The sequence below is a fragment of the Nocardiopsis dassonvillei genome (genome assembly GCF_964273065.1).
Lineage (GTDB): Bacteria > Actinomycetota > Actinomycetes > Streptosporangiales > Streptosporangiaceae > Nocardiopsis > Nocardiopsis dassonvillei_B.
Genome location: NZ_OZ186815.1, coordinates 6,065,159 through 6,087,388, shown reverse-complemented (window position 1 = coordinate 6,087,388; position 22,230 = coordinate 6,065,159). Strand labels below are relative to the sequence as shown.

Annotated in this window: 19 protein-coding genes; 5 read left to right on the top strand and 14 right to left on the bottom strand. The window is 73.4% G+C overall.

What is annotated here, in order from left to right; all coding sequences use genetic code 11:
• Positions 1–145 precede the first annotated feature (145 nt).
• Positions 146–1,681, top strand: a complete 1,536-nt coding sequence (locus tag ACSUPR_RS27060) for an MFS transporter (RefSeq protein ID WP_436887590.1) — start codon at positions 146–148, stop codon at positions 1,679–1,681.
• A 33-nt stretch (positions 1,682–1,714) separates the two neighbouring features.
• Here the strand turns inward: ACSUPR_RS27060 and ACSUPR_RS27055 are convergent, their stop codons facing one another.
• The 4 genes from ACSUPR_RS27055 to ACSUPR_RS27040 all read right to left on the bottom strand — a co-directional run bounded on the left by ACSUPR_RS27055 (position 1,715) and on the right by ACSUPR_RS27040 (position 4,347).
• Positions 1,715–2,134, bottom strand: coding sequence for a hypothetical protein (locus ACSUPR_RS27055; RefSeq protein ID WP_436887588.1), 420 nt, complete (start codon positions 2,132–2,134; stop codon positions 1,715–1,717).
• A 256-nt stretch (positions 2,135–2,390) separates the two neighbouring features.
• Positions 2,391–3,209: a polyprenol monophosphomannose synthase gene (locus tag ACSUPR_RS27050; RefSeq protein WP_436887586.1), complete on the bottom strand. Its 819-nt coding sequence runs from the start codon at positions 3,207–3,209 to the stop codon at positions 2,391–2,393.
• A gap of 115 nt (positions 3,210–3,324) precedes the next feature.
• Positions 3,325–4,131 carry a DeoR/GlpR family DNA-binding transcription regulator gene (locus ACSUPR_RS27045; RefSeq protein WP_436887584.1) on the bottom strand — a complete coding sequence of 269 codons (807 nt, stop codon included), beginning with the start codon at positions 4,129–4,131 and terminating at the stop codon, positions 3,325–3,327.
• Positions 4,132–4,182: 51 nt separating this feature from the next.
• A complete protein-coding gene (locus tag ACSUPR_RS27040; RefSeq protein WP_436887583.1) occupies positions 4,183–4,347 on the bottom strand; it encodes a hypothetical protein in 165 nt (54 codons plus the stop codon).
• Positions 4,348–4,451: 104 nt separating this feature from the next.
• Between ACSUPR_RS27040 and ACSUPR_RS27035 the strand changes: the two genes are divergently transcribed.
• Positions 4,452–5,213 carry a 4'-phosphopantetheinyl transferase family protein gene (locus tag ACSUPR_RS27035; RefSeq protein WP_436887581.1) on the top strand — a complete coding sequence of 254 codons (762 nt, stop codon included), beginning with the start codon at positions 4,452–4,454 and terminating at the stop codon, positions 5,211–5,213.
• Positions 5,214–5,252: 39 nt separating this feature from the next.
• Here the strand turns inward: ACSUPR_RS27035 and ACSUPR_RS27030 are convergent, their stop codons facing one another.
• Positions 5,253–6,413 carry an acyl-CoA dehydrogenase family protein gene (locus tag ACSUPR_RS27030; protein WP_436887579.1) on the bottom strand — a complete coding sequence of 387 codons (1,161 nt, stop codon included), beginning with the start codon at positions 6,411–6,413 and terminating at the stop codon, positions 5,253–5,255.
• A gap of 526 nt (positions 6,414–6,939) precedes the next feature.
• Between ACSUPR_RS27030 and ACSUPR_RS27025 the strand changes: the two genes are divergently transcribed.
• Positions 6,940–7,854, top strand: coding sequence for a LysR family transcriptional regulator (locus tag ACSUPR_RS27025; RefSeq protein ID WP_436887578.1), 915 nt, complete (start codon positions 6,940–6,942; stop codon positions 7,852–7,854).
• Positions 7,855–8,669: 815 nt separating this feature from the next.
• Entirely contained in the window at positions 8,670–9,995 is a 1,326-nt protein-coding gene (locus ACSUPR_RS27020; RefSeq protein ID WP_436887576.1) for an ABC transporter substrate-binding protein, read from the top strand.
• A 49-nt stretch (positions 9,996–10,044) separates the two neighbouring features.
• Here ACSUPR_RS27020 and ACSUPR_RS27015 read toward each other — a convergent pair whose 3' ends face one another.
• From ACSUPR_RS27015 to ACSUPR_RS26990, 6 genes are all read right to left on the bottom strand, one after another.
• Positions 10,045–10,704: a TVP38/TMEM64 family protein gene (locus tag ACSUPR_RS27015; RefSeq protein WP_436887574.1), complete on the bottom strand. Its 660-nt coding sequence runs from the start codon at positions 10,702–10,704 to the stop codon at positions 10,045–10,047.
• A 26-nt stretch (positions 10,705–10,730) separates the two neighbouring features.
• Positions 10,731–11,843: an AI-2E family transporter gene (locus ACSUPR_RS27010; RefSeq protein ID WP_436887573.1), complete on the bottom strand. Its 1,113-nt coding sequence runs from the start codon at positions 11,841–11,843 to the stop codon at positions 10,731–10,733.
• The gene (locus ACSUPR_RS27005; protein ID WP_436887571.1) at positions 11,822–13,177 is read right to left on the bottom strand and encodes a sensor histidine kinase; all 1,356 of its coding nucleotides are present in this window, start codon (positions 13,175–13,177) and stop codon (positions 11,822–11,824) included. Before ACSUPR_RS27005 ends, ACSUPR_RS27010 begins: the two co-directional genes overlap by 22 nt.
• 200 nt (positions 13,178–13,377) lie before the next feature.
• On the bottom strand, positions 13,378–14,169 hold the full coding sequence (locus tag ACSUPR_RS27000) for a TIGR03943 family putative permease subunit (protein WP_436887569.1): 792 nt from the start codon (positions 14,167–14,169) through the stop codon (positions 13,378–13,380).
• Entirely contained in the window at positions 14,166–15,233 is a 1,068-nt protein-coding gene (locus ACSUPR_RS26995; protein WP_436887567.1) for a permease, read from the bottom strand. Before ACSUPR_RS26995 ends, ACSUPR_RS27000 begins: the two co-directional genes overlap by 4 nt.
• A 528-nt stretch (positions 15,234–15,761) precedes the next feature.
• Positions 15,762–17,312, bottom strand: coding sequence for an alanine/glycine:cation symporter family protein (locus ACSUPR_RS26990; RefSeq protein ID WP_436887566.1), 1,551 nt, complete (start codon positions 17,310–17,312; stop codon positions 15,762–15,764).
• Positions 17,313–17,527: 215 nt separating this feature from the next.
• Between ACSUPR_RS26990 and ACSUPR_RS26985 the strand changes: the two genes are divergently transcribed.
• Entirely contained in the window at positions 17,528–18,841 is a 1,314-nt protein-coding gene (locus ACSUPR_RS26985; RefSeq protein WP_436887564.1) for an MFS transporter, read from the top strand.
• 95 nt (positions 18,842–18,936) lie between these two features.
• Here the strand turns inward: ACSUPR_RS26985 and ACSUPR_RS26980 are convergent, their stop codons facing one another.
• The 3 genes from ACSUPR_RS26980 to ACSUPR_RS26970 form a co-directional block, all read right to left on the bottom strand.
• The gene (locus ACSUPR_RS26980) at positions 18,937–20,691 is read right to left on the bottom strand and encodes a DEAD/DEAH box helicase (RefSeq protein ID WP_436887562.1); all 1,755 of its coding nucleotides are present in this window, start codon (positions 20,689–20,691) and stop codon (positions 18,937–18,939) included.
• Positions 20,692–21,012: 321 nt separating this feature from the next.
• Entirely contained in the window at positions 21,013–21,849 is an 837-nt protein-coding gene (locus ACSUPR_RS26975; protein ID WP_436887560.1) for an enoyl-CoA hydratase/isomerase family protein, read from the bottom strand.
• Between the two features lie 66 nt (positions 21,850–21,915).
• Positions 21,916–22,122, bottom strand: a complete 207-nt coding sequence (locus tag ACSUPR_RS26970; protein WP_436887558.1) for a helix-turn-helix domain-containing protein — start codon at positions 22,120–22,122, stop codon at positions 21,916–21,918.
• Between the last annotated feature and the right edge of the window lie 108 nt (positions 22,123–22,230).

Here is a 22,230-nt window from a genome sequence, read left to right as displayed (position 1 = left end):
ACGCGGAACGGAGGTGTTCGGGCCCCCGCCCACGGCGGGGGCCCGCGTCGTACCGTGGTGTCGGGAGGTGGGACCGATGGGCGGTTCGAGGACGAGGCCGGCGGCCGCGGGGGGTGTGGCCTGGGGAACGCCCGCGGCCCGGTGGATGCTGACCGCCACTGTGCTCGGCTCCGGGATGGCGTTCCTGGACTCGACGGTGGTGACGGTGGCGCTGCCCGCCATCCAGGGGGACCTGGGGACCGGGCTGTCCGGGCTCCAGTGGATCGTCAACGGGTACATGGTGACGCTGTCCGCGCTCATCCTGCTCAGCGGTTCGCTGTCGGACCGGTTCGGCCGGGTGCGGCTGTTCATGTGGGGCGTGGCGGTGTTCGCGCTGGCGTCGGCGCTGTGCACGTTCGCCCCCACCCTGGAGTGGCTGGTGGCGGGCCGGATCGCGCAGGGGGTGGGCGGCGCGCTGCTGACCCCGGGCAGCCTGGCCATCCTCCAGGCGGGGTTCCGGGAGGAGGACCGGGCCCGGGCGATCGGCGCCTGGTCCGGGCTGACCGGGGTCGCCTCGGCGATCGGCCCGTTCGTCGGCGGGTGGCTGGTGCAGATCGGCGACTGGCGGCTGATCTTCCTCATCAACCTGCCGCTGGCCGCGGCCGTACTGGCCATCGCCTGGTTCAAGGTGCCCGAGTCGCGCGACCCCGAGGCGGCGGAACGGCTGGACTACACGGGGGCGCTGCTGGGTGTGGTGGCCCTGGGCGGCACCACCTACGCGCTCATCCAGTGGGGGGCGGCGGGCGCCACCCCCGCCGTGTGGACGGGCGCGGGCGTCGGTGCGCTCGCGCTGGTGCTCTTCCTGGTGGTGGAGTCGCGGGTCGCCGACCCGATGCTGCCGCTGGGGATGTTCTCCTCCCGGGGGTTCAGCGTGACCAACGCCGCGACCGTGCTCGTCTACGGTTCGCTGGGACCGCTGTTCTTCCTGCTCGTGATCTACCTCCAGGAGGTCGCGGACTACTCGCCGGTCGCGGCCGGGGCCGCCTCGCTGCCCATCACCGTGCTGATGCTGGCGCTGTCGGCGCGCTCGGGCAGGCTGGCCTCGCGGATCGGCCCGCGCCCCCAGCTGGTCGCCGGTCCGCTGCTGGTGGCGGCCGGGCTGTGGCTGCTGACGCGGATCGGCTCCGACGCCCCCTACCTCACCGACGTCCTGCCCGGGGTGCTGCTGGTGGCGCTGGGCCTGTCCACCACGGTGGCGCCGCTGACCGCGACCGTGCTGTCGTCGGTGCCGGAGCGGCACGCCGGCGTGGCCTCTGGGGTGAACAACACGTTCGCGCGCGGCGCCCAGCTCATCGGCGTGGCCGCGGTACCGGCCCTGGCGGGGATCGCCGGGGGCGGGGAGACCGGGGGCACCGCCGACTCCGGTTCCCTGGTCACGGGGTTCGGTTCCGCGATGCTCATCCTGGCGGGGCTGTGCGCGGCGGCGGCGCTGTGCGCGCTGCTGCTGCCGCGCGGGCGGATGCCGGGGGCCGCCGAGGCGGCCCGGCCCGGCGCGCCGCCCGAGGAGGCCGGAGCGGTCCCCCCGCACACCGGGGAGGAGCCGCTGCGGTTCTGCGGGATGTCGGGGCCGCCGATGCACTCCTGCCCGGGATCGAGCGCCGGGCGGGTCGACGACGGCCCCTCCCGCGGGCGGGGCGGCTGACGGTCCTGCGGCCCCGCCGCGCGGGAGGCCGGATCAGACGCCTGGGGCCCCGGTGTCCCTGGGGTCCTCCGCGTCGGGGACGTAGCCGTCCGGATCCTCGGTGCGGTCGCTGCGCCCGCTGGGCGAGTCGGCCGGGTGTCCCTCCGACCGGTCCGGGCCCGGATCGCGGACCGCCGCCCCCGGCGCGTCCTCCTCCGCGGAGCCGTCGTCGTCGATCCGCAGGGCGGCCTCCTCCGCCGAGGGGCCCTCCACGTCCCAGCTCTGGCGGGGGAGGACGTCGCTGCGCTCGTCGGCCACCGCACGGTCGATACCGCGCCCACCGCGGCTGTCGTCGTCCTCGAACTCGTAGCCCTGGATGTCGTGGTCGTTCTCGACCCGCCGTTCGCGCTCCTCGACCAGGCTGCGCTCCGGGTCGTCCCCCATGTCGGTGTCCACGTCGTACGGTTCGGTCATCGTCTCCACCGTCCGTGATCGTCTGCGTCGTGGATCGCGCCCCGCACCGGGCCGGGACCCCGCGGACGTGTCCGGCCTCCCCCACGGGCCGGGTTCCGCGTTCGCCCCCGCGGCCCGTCGGCACCGCCGCCCGGAGGGACCCCCGGGCCGGCGCCGACGTGGTGCGGCCGATCCGTCATGGCATCCCTCCTACCCCTCCGGCCCCCTGATCATCACAACCCGGGTGAGGTTTTGCGGGAGGCGGGGGCGGCACCGGTCAGCGGCGGGAGTTCTCGGCGCGGCGCAGGCGCAGCGGGCGCAGTGCCGCCTCCAGGGCGACGGCGCCGTCCAGCTTGCTCCGACCGATGACGCGGTCCTCGAAGTGGATGGGGATCTCGACGATCTTCTGCCCGCGGCGGAAGGCCCGGTAGTGCATCTCCACCTGGAAGGCGTAGCCGGTGCTCTCGATGCTCGCCAGGTCGAGCACCTCCAGGGCGTCGGCCCGCCACACCTTGAAGCCCGCGGTGACGTCGCGGACCGGGATCGACAGCACCGTCTTGACGTAGGTGTTGGCCCAGCCGCTGAGCAGGCGGCGGCTCAGCCCCCACTGCTCGGACAGGCTGCCGCCGGGCACGTAGCGGCTGCCGATGACGACGCCGGCGTTGGTCGACAGCAGGGTGCCCAGCAGCTGGGGGATGTAGCCGACGGGGTGGCTGAGGTCGGCGTCCATCTGCGCCACGTACTCGGCGCCGTCCTCCAGGGCCCGGGTCATCCCGGCCACGTAGGCGCGGCCCAGCCCGTCCTTGGCGGTGCGGTGCACCACCCCGACCCGGCCGGGGAACTCCACGGCGAGCTTGTCGGCGACCTCACCGGTGCCGTCGGGGGAGTTGTCGTCCACGACCACGACCCTGAGCCCGGGCAGGCCCAGCGCCATGAGGCCGCGGACCAGCACCGGCAGGTTCTCGGCCTCCTCGTAGGTCGGCACGACCACCGTCAGCGCGGACCGCGACCACGGCTCGGGCAGGGCCACCGGAGCGGGGGTGACGCGCACCGGCGCGGGCGGCTGCTGCTCCGGGGGCGTCGATGATGAGGGCATGGAGGAAGGCTCCTGAGGGTGGGCGGCGGTGGGTGCGCCCAGGATCACTCATCGGGCACGGACCGCGCAATGGGCATGAACGGTAGGGTACGCCCTTTGTGGGTGCAACAGGGGCTCACTGACCGCGTTCGCGGGCCACCACGGCGACGTGCACCAGGGCTCCGGTCTCCTCCAGGGTCATGAGGACCTCGGGATCGGCGCTGCTGTCGGTGACGAGGTGCGCGATCTCCTCGGGCGGGACGGTGGCGACCATGGTGTCGGCGCCGATCTTGGTGTGGTCGGCCAGGACCACGGTCTCCTCGGCGCAGTCGGCCAGGGCGGCGTCCACGCCCGCGACGGCGGGGTTGGGGGTGCTCAGCCCGCGCTCGGCGCTGACGCCGTTGCCCGACAGGAACGCGCGGGTGACGCGCAGCCCCTTGAGGCTCTGCTCGGCGGCGGCGCCGACCAGGGCACGGGCGGGCCCGTACAGGGTGCCTCCGGTGACCACCACCTCGACACCGGTCGCGCCCGCCAGGGCCTCGGCGACCCGCAGCGAGTTGGTGACGACGGTGATGTCGGTGCGCGAGGCCAGTTCCCGGGCCAGGGCCTCCGTGGTGGTGCCGGGACCGATGGTGACGGCGTCGCCCGGTCGGACCAGGCGGGCGGCGGAGGCGGCGATGGCGGCCTTCTCGGCGGCGCACTGGTCGCTGCGGCCGCTGTAGCTCTGCTCGTGGCCGATGCGCCCGGGCAGGGCCACTCCCCCGCGGCGGCGGTCCACCAGGCCCTCGGCCTCCAGGGCGCGCACGTCACGGCGGACGGTGACCTCGGAGGCGTGCACCTTGACGGCGATGTCGCGCAGGGACATGGTGCCGTTGGCGCGCACGAGTTCGAGAATGCGCTCCCGCCGTTCGGCGGCGAACGCCGGACGGTTCTCCTCGACCATGGACTGACCTTCCGTGCTCCGGGCGGGACACGGGCGGTCCCCGTGCCCGGTCTAGAGTACGGACCGGTCGGCGACCGGGCGCTCCTCCCCGGGTTCCTCCGCGTCGAGGGTCTCGATACGGTCGGGGTCCTCGGTCAGGAGGGTCACGATGATGACCGCGGTGAGGGCCACCAGCCCGACGAGTGCTCCGGCTCCGAACAGCATCACAACGGACATCTCCGGCCTCCCCAGGGGACGGGCTGACCTGTCCTTTACCGGATTCCCGGTTCTGCTCCTCCTCAATCCCCGTTCACCGCACCACCGGGTCCACAATAAGAGGCATGACTCTCCCTCCTCTGGCGCCCGAGGTCTGGTGGGCGCACACCTCCTCGGCCACGGACCGGTTGTCGGACCTGCTGGACGAGCGCGAGCGGGCCCGGGGCGACCGGTTCCTGCACCGTGCGGACCGGGACCGGCACCTGCTGGCCCGCGCGATGTCCCGGCTCGTGCTGGCCGAGCGGGCGGGGTGCGACCCCCGGGAGGTGGTCTTCGAGCTGCGCTGCCGCTCGTGCGACGAGAAGGAGCGCGCGGGCGCGGAGCGGGACGCCGAGCCGCACGGCAAGCCGCATCCGGCGGGTCCGGCCCGGGGCTGGGAGATCTCGGTGAGCCACTCGGGCGAGTGGGTGGTGCTGGTGGTCTCCGACGGCGTTCCGGTGGGCGTGGACGTGGAGCGGGTGGCGGCCTCGCGCGACCTGGAGGGCCTGGCGGCCTACACCCTGTCCGACACCGAGCGCGACGTGTGGGCCGGGTTGTCGGAGGCAGAGCGCACGGGGGCGTTCTTCGGCTACTGGGCGCGCAAGGAGGCCCTGCTCAAGGCCACCGGGCTGGGGCTGGCCGGAGGGCTGCGCCGGGTGACGGTGAGCCCCCCGCACACCGGCGCGCGGCTGCTGGAGTGGTCCGGGGGCGGCGACCCGGCGGCGTCGTGGCTGACCGATCTGGACCGGGGCGAGGAGTACCGGGCGGCGCTGGCGGTGCTCACCGACCGCCCGGTGGAGCCGGTGCTGCACCCGCCGTCGGCCACCCGGGAGCTGCTGCGCCGCTGAACGGCCGCCGCGGCGCCCGGCCGCGGCGGCGGTGGCGCGTCAGGAGCCGGAACGGCGGGACAGGTGGCGGCTGATCACCATGCGCTGGACCTGGTTGGTGCCCTCCACGATCTGCAGGACCTTGGCCTCGCGCATGTAGCGCTCGACCGGGAAGTCGCGGGTGTAGCCGTAGCCGCCGAAGACCTGGACGGCGTCGGTGGTGACCTTCATGGCGGTGTCGGTGGCCATGAGCTTGGCCATGGCGGCCTGCTCGGAGAAGGCCAGCCCGGCGTCGCGGCGGCGGGCGGCGGCCAGGTAAAGCTCGCGGGAGGCCGCGACCTGGGTGGCCATGTCGGCGAGCATGAAGCCCACCCCCTGGAAGTCCCCGATGGCGGAGCCGAACTGGCGGCGCTCCCGGGAGTAGGCCAGGGCGGCGTCGAGCGCGGCCTGGGCGACGCCGACGGCGCAGGCGGCGATGCCCAGGCGCCCGGAGTCCAGCGCGGACAGGGCGATGCCGAATCCCCTGCCCTCCTCGCCGATGAGGGCGTCGGCGCCCAGCCGGACGCCGTCGAAGAGGACCCCCGCGGTGGTGGAGGAGCGCATGCCCATCTTGCGCTCGGGTGCGGCCGCCGACAGGCCGGGGAGACCCGCCGGGACGTGGAGGCAGCTGATGCCGCGGGCGCCGGAGTCGGGGGCACCGGTGCGCGCGAACAGGGTGTAGTGGTCGGCCTCTCCGCCGTGGGTGATCCACGCCTTGGCGCCGTTGACCACGTACTCCTCGCCGTCGCGCTCGGCTCGGGTGGTCAGGGCCGCGGCGTCGGAGCCCGAGGCGGCCTCCGAAAGGCAGTAGGCGCCCAGCCGGTCGCCGCCGAGCATGGCGGGCAGGTGTTCGGCCCGCTGGGCGTCGGTGCCGAAGGCCGCCAGGGGATAGCAGGACAGGGTGTGGACGCTGACTCCCAGGCCCACGGCGAGCCAGCCGCGGGCCAGCTCCTCCACGACCTGGAGGTAGACCTCGTAGGGCTGGCCTCCGCCGCCGTACTCCTCGTCGTAGGGCAGGCCGAGCAACCCGGCCGCGCCGAGGGTGCGGAAGAGGTCGCGGGGGAAGGCCCCCTCCTCCTCGTCCCGGGCGGCGCGCGGAGCGAGCTCCTTGTCCACCAGCTCTCGCGTCAGCTCCAGAAGCTGCTCCGCCTCGGGTGTGCGCAGCATGCGTTCGACCGCCATGAGTTCTCCTCACCGGTTCCGCGCCATTCCCCCGGGGTCCGCCGCGAGAATGTAGTAGGACGTCCAACTATAAGGTGACGCAGGGCACCATATCCCATGGTGACGCGCACCCGGGCGGACGGACCCTGGACACCGGCGCCCCGGGACCCGGCCGGGCTGCACGGCGCGTCCGGCTCGGACCGTTTCTGGAAGGCATCTGTACAGCGGCGCCCGGAGCGCCTAGATTCCACGCTGTGCCCCCTATCCGAGTTCGGAAGGAAGGCGGCGGCCACCCGGCGTCCGACGCGCCCGCGGCCCCCGCCGCCGGGCGGTGTGCGGCGGAGTCCCGTACACCCCCCGGGACCGGGCTGTACAGTCGGCAGTGGCCGCCGGGCGGCCCGGGCGGAACGGGGGACCGCGCGGCGGTGCCCCGCCGGAGCCCCGCGGGGCCGCTCCCCGCCGCCCGCGGCGGACCCGAACAGCACGCCCCCGCCCGGCCCGGCGCGGCACCCAGACCACCGTCCGACAGCCGGTACAGGAGGCCCTGATGGATCTCGAACTCCGCCATCTGCGCACCATCTGCCTCCTGGCCGACACCGGAAGCGTCACCAAGGCGGCCGCCGCGCTCTCCACCTCCCAGCCGGCGCTGACGACCCAGCTCCAGCGGATCGAGCGCGAGGTGGGCGGCGCCCTGTTCCACCGGGGGCGCTCGGGGGTGCGCCCGACGGAGCTGGGCGAGTTCGTGCTGGTCCGCGCCCGCGCGGTGCTGCTCTCCATGGACGACCTGCTGCACGACATCACGGCGCGCGGGTCCTCGCCCACCACGCTGCGCGTGGGCGGGGTGGGGCCGCTGGCGATCGACCTGGCGGCGCGGCTGCCGGAGATCTTCCCCGGCGTACCGGTCCACGTGCGCACCGAGTACTCCCCCAAACTGGTCACCGACCTGGTCCGGGCGGGGCGGCTGGACCTGGGCACCACGATCGACTACGTGGACCGCGACCTGTCCACGGACGGGCCGCTGTCGTGGGCCATGCTCGCGGTGGAGCCGCTGCACGTGGCCCTGTGGTCCGACCACCCGCTGGCGGACAAGCCGACGGTGGCCCTGGGCGACCTGGCGGACTGCCCGTGGGCCCTGACCCCGCCGGACGGGACCGGCTGGCCGGAATGCTTCTACCTGGCCTGCCAGCGGGCGGGGTTCACCCCGCAGGTGCCCTACCGGCTCTACGAGCGCTCGGAGATCCGCGACCTCATCGCCCGGCGCCGGGCGATCGCCCCCTGTCAGTCGGACTTCGACGCGGGTGAGGACGTGGTGATCCGCAGGCTGGAGGGCGAGCCGATCCAGCTGCGGCACCTGCTGGTCTGGCGGCGCGACAGCGCGGTCAACGGCGCCTCCGACGACATCGCGCGCCTGACGCGGGAGATCCTGGGCCGGGCGCCGCAGCCGGGGCGGCAGGGCGCCTGAGACCGGAGTACCGGGGGCGCGCCGACGGCACCTCGGGGACGCGGCACGTGCTCCCCGTCCAGGGCTCCCCGGGAGCCGCGGAGGCCGTCCTCCCGGCCCGGCGCGGCCGGGAGGAGGCCCCCTCGGGCAGCCGCCGAAGACCCCCGCCGAGAGCAGGGTCCCGGGCGGGCCCCGGGGCCGGCCGCGGCCCGTCCGCGACCGGCGCGGCGGCGATGAGGCAGGCGGCGAGCACGAAGGCCCTCCGGCCCAGGAGGGCGGGGGCGCCCCCCGCGGGTTCCGCACACCGCCGTACCGGGCACCGTTCCCCTGCGGGAGCGCGTGAGGGGGTGGGTCCGGCCGTCGGGCGGCCCGGACGCGGGAGCGGACCACGGTCACGGCGACCGTGTGCGCGAGCCGGGGTCGGGGCTCCGCCGGCCGCCGTGCCGGCCGCGGTGGGACCGGGACACCGTCGGGCGGACATCTCCGCCGTGCCGGGGACCCGGGCCGCGGGACACTCTTTCTCCCCCTTCCGCCCCGTGCGCGGGCGGCCTCCGGGAGCGGGGGCCGCGGACGGCTCCCGGACGCGTGGACCCGGTGCGGAGAAGGAGGTTCCGCATCGGCCGACTGTGGACAGCCGAAACCTCAGAAGTTCACTTGAGCCCCACCTGCAACATCCCGCGGTGTTACCGCTGGTCTCATGAACGCGTATGGTGTTTACTCCCGAGTAACGTACCGGCTAGTAGGTATTTTCCTGCCGGCGCCCGGTCACGGCCTCGCCCCCGCTGGGCCGCTCACGCCCGCTCCGTGAAGGTCACAACGAAGTCCAGGACAGCACCATGCGACCACTGCACATGATCGCCTCGGCACTGGCCGTCGCGGTACTCGCCACCTCCTGTTCCGAGGGGGACACCACGGACGAGGCGGCGGAGGAACTCGCCGCCGAGACCCGGGGCGTCAGCGACGACGCCATCGTCATCGGCACGCACCAACCGCTCACCGGGCCCGCCTCGCCCGGTTTCCGGCACGTGTCCACCGGTGCCCGCGCCGTGTTCAACTACATCAACGACAACGGCGGCATCCACGGGCGCCGGATCGAATACCAGGTGCAGGACGACTCCTTCGACCCGTCCCAGACCATCGAGGCGACCCGGTCCCTGATCGAGGACCAGGAGATCTTCGCGATGCTCGGCGGCCTGGGGACCCCCACCCACGAGGCCGTCATCGAGGACCTCAACGAGGCCGGCGTCCCCGACCTCTTCGTCTCCTCCGGCGCCCTGGCCTGGGACCAGCCGGACGTCTACCCCTACAGCTACGGCTTCCAGGTGGACTACTCCAAGGAGGCCAAGATCCAGGGGAGGTTCATCGCCGAGAACTTCCCCGGCGACCAGGTCGGCCTGCTCTACCAGAACGACGACGTCGGCCCCTCCTCCCAGGCCGGCCTGGAGCAGTACCTCACCGAGGAGATCGTCGCCTGGGAGTCCTACGACCCCGGGGTCCCCGAGCTCACCGGCCAGGTCGCCACACTGAAGAAGAGCGGCGCCGAGGTCGTCGTGTGCCACTGCATCCCGGCCTACCTGGGCATCGCGATCCTGGAGGCCACCGCCATCGGCTACGACCCGCAGTGGGTGGCGCCCAGCTTCGGCGGCGACGTGGAGATCGTGACCGCCCTCATCGAGGAGTACGCCGAGGGCACCCCGGCCGAGGACGTCCCGCCGGAGGTGTTCCTGGACGAACTCATCGTCACCGCGTTCCTGCCGATGGCGGCCCAGCGCGACGACCCGTGGACCGAGTTCTTCCTGGAGATCCACGAGGAGTACAACGCCGACACCCCGTTCACCGACACCACGGTCTACGGCATGGTGCAGGCGGTCCTGCTCGCCCAGGTGCTCATGGAGACCGGACCCGACCTGACCCGCTCGTCCCTGCTCGAGACCCTCAACTCTCGCGAGTGGACCGGCCCGGGGCTGGTGCCCTTCTCCGCCACCGAGACCGACCACAGCGGTTACGGCGGAGTCATGGTGGTCCGGCACAACGCCGGCGAGGAACCCGAGGTCCTCCAGGAGCCGATGGTCACCGACAGCGACGGCGGAGAGATCCTGCCGTTCGAGATGGACCGCCCCGAGCCCGGCGACGTGGCCATCTTCGGGGGCGCGGACTCCTGACCCGCCGCCGGACGGAGGGGGCCGCGGCCCCCTCCGTCCGGCGGGCCCCTCAGGTCCCGTCCGGCTGCGGCTCGGCCCGGCTGCCGCGGTGGGCGCGCACCCACCACAGCAGCCCCAGCAGGGCCGCCAGCCCGATCCCGCCGACCGCGGCCGGGAGCCCGAGGTCCGCTCCCCCGGACCCGAGCAGTACCATCGCCGCGGTCGCCGGGACACCACCCGCCAGCGTCCCCAGGGCGAACGGCCCGACCCGCATCCGGGTGAGGCCGCACCCGTAGTTGACCACCTGGTACGGGATGACCGGCAGCAGCCGCAGCTGGAGCACGGCCCTGAACGCGTGTCCCTCGGCCACCGCGTCCAGTCGCGCACGCGCCCCCGCGGGCAGCAGCCCGGCCACCGCGTCCCCGGCGACGTACCGGGCGACCGAGAACTGCGCCAGGGCCGCGGCCACCCCGCCGGCCAGGGCCAGCGGAAGGCCGGCCGCGATCCCGAAGAGCAGCCCCGCGGCCAGGTTCAGCGCGGGGCGGGGCACCAGGGCGAACACCGCGACCGCGTACAGGGCCAGGTAGGCGGCGGGGGCGGCCGGACCGGACGCCTCGATCCAGGCGCGCACCTGTGCCGGCTCGGGCCCGTACAGCAGTGCGGCCACCAGCGCCACCGCCCACACCACCACGAGCGTCGCCCGCACACGTCCCCCCCGTCCGTCCACCATGGCAGCCTACGCGCCGCCGGGGCGGGTCAGACCTCCTCCAACCGCGGGAACACCACCTTGTCGAGGATGATCGTCAGCGCCGCGGCGACCGGGATCGCCAGGAGCGCCCCCACCAGGCCCATCATGGCGCCGCCGACCAGCGCCGCGGTGATGTTGGCGGTCGGCGAGACGTGCACGGCCCGGCGCATGACCCTGGGCGAGATCACGTAGCTCTCGATCTGCTGGTAGACGAGGAAGAAGGCGAGGGTGAACAGCCCCAGCCAGGGATCCACCACCGCCATGGCCGCCGAGGCCGCCAGCGCGCCGATGGTGGTGCCCACCAGCGGGATCAGCGCCGTCACCCCCACCACCAGGCCCAGGGTCAGCGCGTAGGCGGATCCGACCGCCCACAGGAACAGGAAGCCCACCGTCCCCGTGATCGCCGCGACCACCAGCTGCCCGGCGATGAACGCGCCGATGCGCAGCACGATCTCGTCGCCGATCTCGCGCACCCCGGCCCGCCGCGACCGGGGCACCAGCCGGTAGCAGACGTCGAGGATGCCGTGCAGCGACGCCATGAAGAACAGGGTGAGGATGAAGACGGTGAAGGAGGCGACCAGGGAGTCGACCACCACCTGCCCCACCCCGACCAGGCCGCCGAACAGCCGGCGCCCCACGTCGGGGTCGGCGATCGCGCCCTGGAGCCTGTCCAGCACGTTGTAGCGCTCGTCCAGGTCGGCCAGGAAGCCGTTCTCCCGGAGGTCGTCGACCATCGCGGGCAGCCCCGTGGCGAGACCGGTGACCTGCTCGGTCAGCGGCGGGACGATCGCCCCGACGAACACGGCGACGAACACCACCAGGGCCAGGCACACGGCGAGGATGGCCGCCCAGCGCGGCAGGCGGGCGCGGTTGCGCAGGAACTCGATCATCGGGTTGAGCCCGACCGCGAGGAAGAGCGCCAGGAGGATGTAGACGAGCACCCCCCGCACGCCCACCAGCGCCTGGACCAACAGCCAGGCGGCGAGCACGCCCAGGGCTCCGACGAACCCGATCCGGAAGTACCCCGGGCGCCGGTCGGCGGGTCCGGCGACGGCGGCCTGTTCCTCCCCGGCCTTGCGCGGTTCCCGCTTCTTCCCGCTCAGTTCTTCTTCCCGGGGCATGCCGTCTCCGTCTCCGTCCGCGAGGGGATGCGCAGGGTGAACAACGCCCCGCCGAGCAGGTCGCTGCGCCCGGCCGTCAGTGTGCCTCCGTAGGCCTTCACGATCTCGCGGGAGATGGCCAGGCCCAGGCCGCTGCCCTCGGGGTCCAGATCGCGCGATTCACTCAGGCGGGCGAACCGCTCGAAGATCCGCTCGCGGTCGGCCTCGGGGACGCCCGACCCGTCGTCGTGCACCTCCACCACCGCGCTCCCGTCCCCGGCGCGGTCGACGACGAGGTCGATCCGCTCCTGCGCGTGGCGTTCGGCGTTGGCGACCAGGTTGGTCAGCACCCGGGTCATCCTCAGCCGGTCCATGCACACCGGGACCTCGCCCCGGGTGTGGACCTGCAGGTCGGCGACCTGCCTGCGGGAACCGAACTCCTGCCGTACCAGGGCGGCGAGGTCGAACGGCTCCCGGGAGGCCGCCAGGTCGCTGTCCAGGCGGGCGAGTTCGAGCAGGTCCGAGACGATGTTCTCCAGGCGCCCGGTGTCCGAGAGCAGGCCGGTGAGCAGGAGCTCGCGCTCCCGGGGGTCGGGCCGGGGGTCGGACAGCTCGACCTCCAGTTTGGCGCGCATCCCGGCGATGGGGTTGCGCAGTTCGTGGGAGGCGTCGGAGACGAACCTCCGCTGGCGGATGACGGCCTCCTCCAGCCGGTCGAGGCTGGCGTTGGCGGTGCGGGCCAGGTGGGCGATCTCGTCGTGGGTGCGCGGGATCCGGAGCCTGCGGTGCAGGTCGGTGACGGAGATGGCCTCCATCTGGTCGCTGATCGCCTTCACCGGGAGCAGCGCGCGCCCGACGCCCACCCAGATGACCAGGCCGGTGACGGCGAGCAGGACGACGGACGCGCCGATCAGCACCATTTCCAGGGAGTTGTTCGCCAGGCCGATGGGGGTGCGGGAGGCCGCCAGCACCATGACGTCGCCGTAGGCGGAGTCGGCGATGGCGTATCCGACGACGAGGAAGCAGTCGTCGGGCCCCAGCCCGGTGTACTCCGCACAGGTGGTGGTGTCCACCCGGAAGTCGCCTCGGGCGGGGTGGACGTGGGTCAGCGCGGGCAGGCCGCGCAGCGCGTCGCTGGCGGCGAGCACCTCACCGGAGTGCCAGTCGACGATCTGCAGCCGCAGCACCGGCTCGGAGGCCGGGATCGCGCCGGGGTAGCGCTCGGCGGTGATCTGTTCGGAGACGCGCCGGGCCGCCTCGGCGGCCCGGTCCCGGGCCTGGTCGGTGATGAGGTCGCGCAGCAGGAGGATGGCGCCGGTCATGCCGAGGGCGACGAACACCACGAGTACGGTCATCGCCCCCGCGGTGACCCGTCCCCTGATCGATCGGGGACGCACCCGCCTCCAGATCCGTCCGAGTCCACCGCTCCTGTCCGACACCCGCCCATTGTCACCCGCCGTGGTCGCGAACCACCGAATTCGGCCCGGTGTGGCGTAGTAGATGCACGGAGCGTGAACGACCGCTCTTCCGGGGCCCGCACCGCGGGCCCCGGGGGTCACTCGTAGGGGTCCGGCGGGTCGGTCACCTCCTCCATCTCGGTGACGGTGAACCGGTGCTCGTTGACGTCGTAGAGCTCTCCCTCGGGCTCCACCCAGGTGCCCCGGACGGTCCACCAGCTGTCCGCCTCCGGGGCGGGGACGTCCGTGATGAGCACCTTGTTGACCACCGCGTCGGCGGCGCAGCAGGCCATCTGGAGACGGGCCAGGTACCAGCCGTCGTCGGTGGGCACGGCGAACCCGGTGAGCTCGACGGTGCGCCCGGCCAGCAGGCGGTCCTCGTCGATCCAGGCGCGCATGACGAACTGGCGCAGGTCCATGGGGACGACCTCGCCGGGGGCGGCCTCCGCCAGGCCGTCGTCGAACTGACCGGACCGCTCCTCCCGGGGCGGTGGTGCGGAGGACTCCGAGGCGGTGCTCTGCACGGTGTAGGAGCCGAGCGCGGGCGGGGCCACCACGAACACGGCGAGCACCGGGAGCAGGAGCAGCCAGGCCACACGCGGGGCGCGGGAGTGGTCGTGCCCGTGGCCGCCGCCGTGTCCGTAGGCCTCGGCCACGGCGTCATCGGTCCCGGCGTGCGGGTGGTGGCCGTGCTCCTCCTCGGCGGCCTCCCCGCGCAGTTCGGCGACGACCAGCCACACGCCCAGCACGGCCATGGCCAGCCCGGCGGCGATGAGGAACGGCTGGAAGGCCGGCTGGACCCAGTTGAGGTACAGGTTGGTGGGCACGGTGGCGGTGAGCGCCGCCGCGCCCAGCAGCACGAGTGTGAGTCCTTGCGCGATGCGGTTCACAGGACGAGGCCTCCGATCAGGAAGGTGGCCGCCAGGGCGACGATCAGGCACAGGGGGACGAAGCGCACCGCGAACCGCCAGCCGAACATGCCCGCCTGCATGGCGATGAGCTTGAGGTCGACGATGGGGCCCACGACCATGAACGCCAGCTTGGCGGTGGGCGAGAAGTCGGTGAGGCTGAGCGCGACGAACGCATCCGCCTCCGAGCAGATCGAGAGCAGGATCGCCAGCAGGGCGAGCACGAGGACCGACACGACCGGCATCCCCGCCACGGTCAGCAGCCACTCCCGGGGGACCATGACGTTGATGGTGGCGGCCGCCAGCCCGCCGACGACGAGGTAGCCGCCGGCGTGCATCATGTCGTGCACCATGGACTCGCGGAAGACCCGCCACTTGGACTCGTCGGGGGACACCGTGCGCGAGGGCAGGCGCAGCCACTCGGTGCGGCCGAAGCGCACCCAGATCCAGCCGATGACGACCGCGGCCAGCAGCGAGGCGACGAACCTGGCCAGCACCATCTCCGGCTGCCCGGAGAAGGCCACCGCGGTGGCGATCATGACGACCGGGTTGATGGCGGGCGCCGCCAGCAGGAAGGTGAGCGCGGCGGCGGGGGCGACCCCGCGCCGGATCAGGCTTCCGGCGATGGGCACCGACGCGCACTCGCAGCCCGGCAGCAGCGCGCCGGACAGTCCGGCCACCGGAACCGCCCGGCTCGCCTTGCGCGGAATGAACCGCTGGTAGGCGGAGGCGGGCACGAACGCGGTGAGCGCCGCCGACAGGGCGACCCCGAAGACGAGGAAGGGCAGCGCCTGGAAGCAGATGGCGGTGAAGATGGTCGCCCAGGTCAGGAACGCCGGACCGGTGAACTGGTCGGAGAACCAGGCGTGACCGACGGCCATCGCGGTGATGAGCACCGCGAACAGCCAGACCGTCCCGGTGCGGCGTCCGCTCCGGCGGCGCCCCCAGTCGTCGGGCGGCAGCTCGCCGTCCCTCTCGGGGACGAACGGTTCGCCGGGCGGGGGTCCGCCCCCGTGCTCGTGCTGGGATGTGGTCCGTTCGGACACGGTGGCACTCCGTGATGGGTCGGGTGGGTCTTTCGGCATAGTACCGAAAACCGTTTTCGTCCTGGCACGGTCGGAGCGGACCTGTGGACGACCCCCCGGAACACGGGTCGGCCGGGGTGCACGGCGCGCCGCCCGGCGCAGGGCGGCGCGCCCCCGGCGGGGAGCGCGGGGCCGGGACGCCGGGACCCGCCCCGGACGGAACGGCACGGCCGGCCCCCGGTGATGACGGGGGCGGCGTGGTGGCCCGGCAGGGCCGCCCCTGGGAGGCGCGGCCTGGCCGGGCGCGGGGCGGCGGGCCTCCCGGAGGCCGGCTGGGATGGCGGTGCGGCCCCGTCCGGCCACCGCTTCCGGGCCGAGGTCCCCCGGCCGCCGGGGCGGGGCGGCGGCGGGGAGGGGCGGGCGCACCGGACAGGGGTCCGCCGGGGAGGCGACGGGCGGGACCGGCGGCGTGGGCGGCCGGGGACCGGAGACGGGGGAGTCCCGTCCGATCCCCGTACCGCCGGTCCCCGGGCCCCGGTTCGTGCGGGGTCAGTCGTCGCGGCGGTCGGGGCCCTCGGGTCCCTCACCGGGCCGGTCGTCGTGCTCGGCCAGGGAGTCGGCCGGGTCGGCGGGGGCGCTCCCCTCGCTGCGGTCCACGTCCTCGGGCAGGGCGCCGCCGGGCTCGCCCCAGCAGCGGACGTTGCGCAGGTCGGGCATCTTCGACAGGGTGAACTGGGGGTCCAGCCCGTTGCGCAGCTGGCGGCTGTAGTCGGCCAGCAGGCGGAAGGCGACCGCCGACAGCGGCGCCAGCGCCAGCAGGTTGACCGTGGCCATGACGCCCATCGCGATGTCCGCGAGGTTCCACACGAGGGTGAGCGGCGCGACGCAGCCCACGAACACGGCCGCCAGCACCGCGTAGCGGAAGTACGCCATATGCCGGGGGTCGCTGTCCAGGAACTCCAGGTTGGACTCGCCGTAGTAGTAGTTGCCCAGCACCGACGTGTACGCCAGCAGGAAGAGGATCACCGTCAGGGCGTGGACGGACCACCCGCCCAGCGAGCCCTCGAGCGCCTGCTGGGTGACCTCCACCCCGCCCGCCTCCCCGTACTCGGGACGGGACACCAGCACGATGAACGCCGTCACCGAGCACACCAGCCAGGTGTCGAAGTAGACGCCCAGCGCCTGCACCAGGCCCTGCTTGGCGGGGTGGGAGACCGACGCGGTGGCGCCGGCGTTGGGCGCCGACCCCAGCCCCGCCTCGTTGGAGAACATCCCCCGGCGCATGCCCTGGAGGATGGCCGTCCCGACGCCGCCGGCCACGAACTCGCGCACGCCGAACGCCCCGGCGAAGATGTCGCCGATCACCCGGGGCAGCTCACCGATGTTGAGGATGACGACCGCCACCCCGATGAGGATGTAGAGGATCGCCATCAGCGGTACCAGGGACTGGGCCACGGTGGCGATACGGCGCACCCCGCCGAAGATCACGCTTCCGGTCAGCCCCACCAGCAGCAGGCCCACGACGGCGTTCAGGATCCAGCCGCCGGTGATCCCCAGCGCCCCGGCCGAGGTCGATACCGCGCCCGCGATGCTGTTGGCCTGCACCGAGTTGAAGACCAGGCTGAAGGTGACCGTGATGGTGACCGCGAACAGCACGCTCATCCACCGGTTCTCCAGGCCGAAGCGGATGTAGTACGCGGGCCCGCCGCGGAAGCCCGTCGCGGTGCGGACCTTGTACAGCTGGGCCAGGGTGGACTCCACGAACGCGGCGGCGCCCAGCACACAGGACATCACCCACATCCAGAAGACCGCGCCCGGACCGCCCAGCATGATGGCGGTGGCCACGCCCACGATGTTGCCCGTGCCGACGCGGGACGCGGCCGAGATCGCGAAGGCCTGGAAGGAGGAGATCTCCTTGTGCCCGTCGGGGGCCAGGCCCGGGCTGCCGCGCAGGACGCGGAACATCTCGGGGAACAGCCGTACCTGGACGACACCGGAGCGGACCGTGAAGTACAGGGCCAGCAGGACCAGGAGGGGGATCAGGAAGTAGGTCCAGAAGACGTCGTTGACGGCGACGAGAAAGGTGTTGAGGACGGGCACGCGTTTCCCTTCCGGCGGCCGGTTGGCCCCGCTGACGACACCGGGGTCTCCCGCCACTGTGCACCGGGGTCCGCCGGGTGGGGATACGGACACGCGGAAGCGCGGTAAAGGTCCGTAATGTGAGCGCCACACGGTGCGATCACCCATAGGAGATCGGCCGCCTATGGTGGGTGTGACCATGGTCACTGGTGACGGGCGTCTCTACCGTTCGGGTCATGAGCACAACCACCCCGGACCCCGCCGCCGCACAGCGCACGCCCTTCCTGCGCGTGGTGACCGCCAGCCTGATCGGCACCACGGTCGAGTGGTACGACTTCTTCCTCTACGGGTCGGCCGCCGCCCTCGTCTTCAACCACGTCTTCTTCCCCGAGTCCGACCCCCTCGTGGGCACCATGCTGGCGTTCACCACCTACGCCGTCGGGTTCGTCGCCCGTCCGCTGGGCGGACTGGTCTTCGGCCACTTCGGCGACCGGATCGGCCGCAAGCAGCTGCTGGTGCTGAGCCTGCTGCTGATGGGCGGCGCGACCTTCGCCATCGGCCTGCTGCCGACCTACGCCGCCATCGGTGTGGCCGCACCTCTGCTGCTGACCCTGCTGCGGGTCGTCCAGGGGTTCGCCCTGGGCGGCGAGTGGGGCGGCGCGGTCCTGCTGGTCGCCGAGCACGGCAGACCGGAGAACCGGGGCTTCTGGGCGTCCTGGCCGCAGGCCGGAGCGCCCGGCGGCAACCTGCTGGCCACCGCCGTGCTGGCCGTCCTGGCCGTGGCCCTGCCCGACGAGGCCTTCCTGGCCTGGGGCTGGCGCGTCCCGTTCCTGCTGTCCGGGGTACTGGTCCTCATCGGCCTGTGGGTGCGCCTGGCGGTGACCGAGTCGAAGGTGTTCCAGGAGGCACGCGCCCGCGCCGAGGAGTCGGGTGAGCGGGAGCGGGCCCCCATCGTCGGGGTGCTGCGCCACCACTGGCGCGAGGCCCTGGTCGCGATGGGCGTGCGGATGGCCGAGAACGTCTCCTACTACGTCGTCACGGCGTTCATCCTGGTCTACGCGACCCAGCAGGCGGACATGTCCAAGGGCCTGGTGCTGAACGCGGTGCTCATCGCCTCGGCGGTGCACCTGGTGACGATCCCGCTGTGGGGCGCCCTGTCGGACCGGCTGGGACGCCGCCCGGTGACGGCGGTCGGCGCGGCCGGGGTGGCCCTGTGGGCCTTCGCGTTCTTCCCGCTGGTCGACACCGGGGAGTTCTGGGCGGTGACGCTGGCCGCGACGGTGGGCCTGGTGCTGCACGGCGCCATGTACGGCCCGCAGGCGGCGTTCTTCTCGGAGCTCTTCAGCACGCGGACGCGCTACTCGGGCGCGTCGGTGGGCTACCAGCTGGCGTCGATCGCGGCGGGCGGGGTGGCCCCGCTGATCGCGACGGCCCTGCTGGCCGGGTTCGGGTCGAGCCTGCCGATCTCGGTGTACGTGGCGGCGATGGGCGCGCTCACGCTGCTGGCGGTGGGGGTGGCCCGGGAGACCCGCGGCCGCGTCCTGGACTGAGCGGGGCGCTCCGTCCGAGAGGAGTCCCCACCCCCGGTGAAGGGCCCGGGCCCGGCAGGATCACCTGCCGGGCCCGGGTCGTGTCGGTGCCTCGCTCAGTACTGGCGGGCGGAGTCGAAGCGCTCGCCGCTCCGGCGGTTGCCGCGCGGGCCGCCGCGGGAGTCGTCGCGGTAGCCGCCCCGGCGCTCGCCGCCGCGGTAGCCGCCCTCGGGACGGTCGCCGCCACGGTAGCCGCCCTCGGGACGGTCGCCGCCACGGTAGCCGCCGCCCTCGCCACGCGGACGGTCTCCGCCGCGGAAGCCTCCCTCACGGCGCTCCCCGCCGCGGTAGCCGCCGCCCTCGCCACGCGGACGGTCACCGCCGCGGAAGCCTCCCTCGCGGTCCCCGCGGTAACCGCCCTCACGACGCTCACCACCGCGGTAACCGCCCTCGGGACGGTCTCCGCCGCGGTAGCCGCCCTCACGGCGCTCGCCGCCGCGGTAGCCGCCCTCGCGGTCGCCACCGCGGAAGCCGCCCTCACGGCGCTCACCACCGCGGTAACCGCCCTCACGGCGGTCGCCGCCACGGTAGCCGCCGCGGTAACCGCCGCCGCGCGGGCCGCCGCGGCCGCGGCGCTCGCGCACCGGCTCCGGCGGCTCGATCCACGGCTCCCAGGAGGGCTCCCGGGCACCGGTCACCTCGGTGAGCAGTTCGTCGCCCGGGTTGACCAGGTGCTGCTTGGCGTCGACGCCGGCGTCGCTGAGCAGGCGGCGGGCCATGCGGCGCTGGTTGGGCGCCACCAGGGACACCACCGAGCCGGAGGAGCCGGCGCGGGCGGTGCGGCCGCCGCGGTGGAGGTAGTCCTTGTGCCCGGTGGGCAGGTCGATGTTGACGACCAGGTCGATGCCGTCGACGTGGATGCCGCGCGCGGCGACGTCGGTGGCGACCAGGGCCTGGATGCGGCCCTCACGGAACTTGGCCAGGGTGCGGGTGCGCACGCTCTGGGTCTTGCCGCCGTGCAGGGACGCGCTGGGAACACCGGCCTCGGCCAGCTGCTCGCTGATCGTGTCGGCACGGTACTTGCTGCGCACGAACAGGATCGTGCGGCCCTCGCGCGCGGCGATCTGGGCGATGATCTTGTTCTTGTCGCGGGGCAGCACCTTGAGCAGGTGGTGCTCCATGGTGGTGACCTGGGAGACCGGCGGGTCCACCGAGTGGGTGCGCGGGTCGTTCATGTACTTGCGCACCAGCTTGTCGACGTCGCCGTCGAGCGTGGCGGAGAACAGCAGGGTCTGGCCCTCGGGCTTGACCTGGTCGAGCAGCTCGCTGACCTGCGGCATGAAGCCCATGTCGCACATCTGGTCGGCCTCGTCCAGCACCGAGACCTCGACGTCGCCGAGGTCGCAAGCGCCCTGCTCGATGAGGTCGGTGAGGCGGCCGGGGGTGGCGACCAGGACCTCGACACCGCGGCGCAGCTCGTTGATCTGGCGGGTGTAGGAGCTGCCGCCGACGACGTCGCCGACGCGGGCGCCCACGATGCGGGCGTAGGTGCGCAGGGCGTCGCGGACCTGGTGGGCGAGTTCACGGGTGGGCACGAGGATCAGCGCCCGGGGGCGGTTGGCGGCGGCCCGGCGCTCGGCGGCGCGGACCAGGACCGGCAGGCCGAAGGCCAGGGTCTTGCCCGATCCGGTGCGACCACAGCCGAGGACGTCGAGTCCTTCGAGGGCGTCGGGGATCGTGGCCGCCTGGATCGGGAACGGGGTGGTCACACCGTTCTTCGCCAGCTCGTCGACGATGTCCTGGGGAAGCCCGAGGCTGTCGAAAGCAGGCTCTACGGCAGTGTCCGTCAAGGTGACGTGTACCTTCCTCATCGGTTGGCGGCGTTTCGAGGAAGGCTCCACACGGACGGCATCGCGGTCCCGGCGAAGAAATCACACAAACGCGCCTGATCACACGCGGATGTGGACCCCGTCGTGAAACAGGGGGCTTCATCTCTTCGGGAAGAGTCGCGCCGAGGTGCTCGGCGTACGAGATCCGCGTCTTGAGCGGTCTCGGCGCGCCCTGATGCGCGCGGCATTGCGAACGACCGCTTGATGAAGCGTACTAGAGATCGCTCCGGCATGGGGACGGGACGGGCCTTTTTCACCGGTGATCCGGGTCTCCCCGCCCCGCCCCCGCCGTCAAAGGACGGGTCAGGCCCCGGCGCCCATGGCCTTGGCCAGGGAGGTCAGCCGGTCGACCTGGGCCCGGCGCTCGGCGCGCGCCTGCTCCTGGAGGGTGTTGCCGGCGGCCTGCTGGAGCAGCGCCTTGGTGGCGGTGGCCGCCTCGGGGTTGGTGGCCAGCAGCGCGGCGACGACGTCGTCGACTGCGCCGTCGAGCTCGTCCACCGGGACGACGAGCTCGGCCAGGCCCAGCTCGCGGGCTTCGGCGGCCTCCACCCGGCGGGCGGTCAGGCAGATCTCGACGGCGCGGTTGACGCCGACGATGTCGACCAGCGGCTTGGTGCCGGTGAGGTCGGGGACCAGCCCCAGGGCGGGCTCCTTCATCGTGAACTTGGCGTCCTCGGCGAGGATGCGGATGTCGCACGACAGGGCCAGCTGGAACCCCGCGCCGATGGCGTGGCCGCGGACCGCCGCGATGCTGACGATGTCGGGGCGGCGCAGCCACAGGAAGCCCTCCTGGAGCTCGGCGATGTGGCCCTCGATGTCGTCGGCGTCGGCGCTGCCGTCGAGGACGCCCGCCACCAGGGAGCGCTCGCCCTCGATCCCCTCGGGGGTGAACATGCCGAGGTCGATCCCCGCGGAGAAGATGTCGCCCTCTCCGGCGAGCACGACGATTCGGACATCCTCGGGAAGGGTCTGGCCGATGTGGGCCAGGGTGGTCCAGGTGCGTCCGGTCATCGCGTTCCGGCGTTCGGGGCGGCTGATGGTGATGCGGGCGACGTGCCCGTCCACCGCCAGCCCGAGACCGGCCCGGGAGAGCTCGTCCGCGCCGGGGAGTCCGCCGGCTCCGTTCGGGGCCTGTGCCATGGGGTTCCTTCCGTGGATGTGCCGTGTCGCCCCGAATATTACTCACGGGTAAGCGAGGTGCGGCGGTCAGGCCTTGCGCGTCGCCCCGCCCCGACCGCGCAGCTCCGCCCCGGCCTCACTGAGCAGGCGGTGGACGAAACCGTACGAGCGCCCGGTGGCCGCCGCCAGCTGGCGGATGCTCTCGCCCGCGTCGTAGCGCCGCTTGAGCTCGACGGAGAGTTCGGAGCGGTCATCACCGGCCACCCGTGCGCCCTTTCTCATCGCGTCGTTCACAGGTTCACTCCTCGAGGGGTCGACGGTCAGGGACCCTCATGATGGGACATCGTGATCGCGCACCGCCACATTGAAGCGCCGCCACGCCGGACACGCCGGAGGAGCCCC

Coding starts and splice junctions, on each gene's coding strand:
- ACSUPR_RS27060 (WP_436887590.1), top strand. CDS start 146: ATGCTGACCGCCACTGTGCTCGGCTCCGGGATGGCGTTCCTGGACTCG.
- ACSUPR_RS27055 (WP_436887588.1), bottom strand. CDS start 2,134: ATGACCGAACCGTACGACGTGGACACCGACATGGGGGACGACCCGGAG.
- ACSUPR_RS27050 (WP_436887586.1), bottom strand. CDS start 3,209: ATGCCCTCATCATCGACGCCCCCGGAGCAGCAGCCGCCCGCGCCGGTG.
- ACSUPR_RS27045 (WP_436887584.1), bottom strand. CDS start 4,131: ATGGTCGAGGAGAACCGTCCGGCGTTCGCCGCCGAACGGCGGGAGCGC.
- ACSUPR_RS27040 (WP_436887583.1), bottom strand. CDS start 4,347: ATGTCCGTTGTGATGCTGTTCGGAGCCGGAGCACTCGTCGGGCTGGTG.
- ACSUPR_RS27035 (WP_436887581.1), top strand. CDS start 4,452: ATGACTCTCCCTCCTCTGGCGCCCGAGGTCTGGTGGGCGCACACCTCC.
- ACSUPR_RS27030 (WP_436887579.1), bottom strand. CDS start 6,413: ATGGCGGTCGAACGCATGCTGCGCACACCCGAGGCGGAGCAGCTTCTG.
- ACSUPR_RS27025 (WP_436887578.1), top strand. CDS start 6,940: ATGGATCTCGAACTCCGCCATCTGCGCACCATCTGCCTCCTGGCCGAC.
- ACSUPR_RS27020 (WP_436887576.1), top strand. CDS start 8,670: ATGCGACCACTGCACATGATCGCCTCGGCACTGGCCGTCGCGGTACTC.
- ACSUPR_RS27015 (WP_436887574.1), bottom strand. CDS start 10,704: ATGGTGGACGGACGGGGGGGACGTGTGCGGGCGACGCTCGTGGTGGTG.
- ACSUPR_RS27010 (WP_436887573.1), bottom strand. CDS start 11,843: ATGCCCCGGGAAGAAGAACTGAGCGGGAAGAAGCGGGAACCGCGCAAG.
- ACSUPR_RS27005 (WP_436887571.1), bottom strand. CDS start 13,177: ATGACCGTACTCGTGGTGTTCGTCGCCCTCGGCATGACCGGCGCCATC.
- ACSUPR_RS26985 (WP_436887564.1), top strand. CDS start 17,528: ATGAGCACAACCACCCCGGACCCCGCCGCCGCACAGCGCACGCCCTTC.
- ACSUPR_RS26980 (WP_436887562.1), bottom strand. CDS start 20,691: ATGAGGAAGGTACACGTCACCTTGACGGACACTGCCGTAGAGCCTGCT.
- ACSUPR_RS26975 (WP_436887560.1), bottom strand. CDS start 21,849: ATGGCACAGGCCCCGAACGGAGCCGGCGGACTCCCCGGCGCGGACGAG.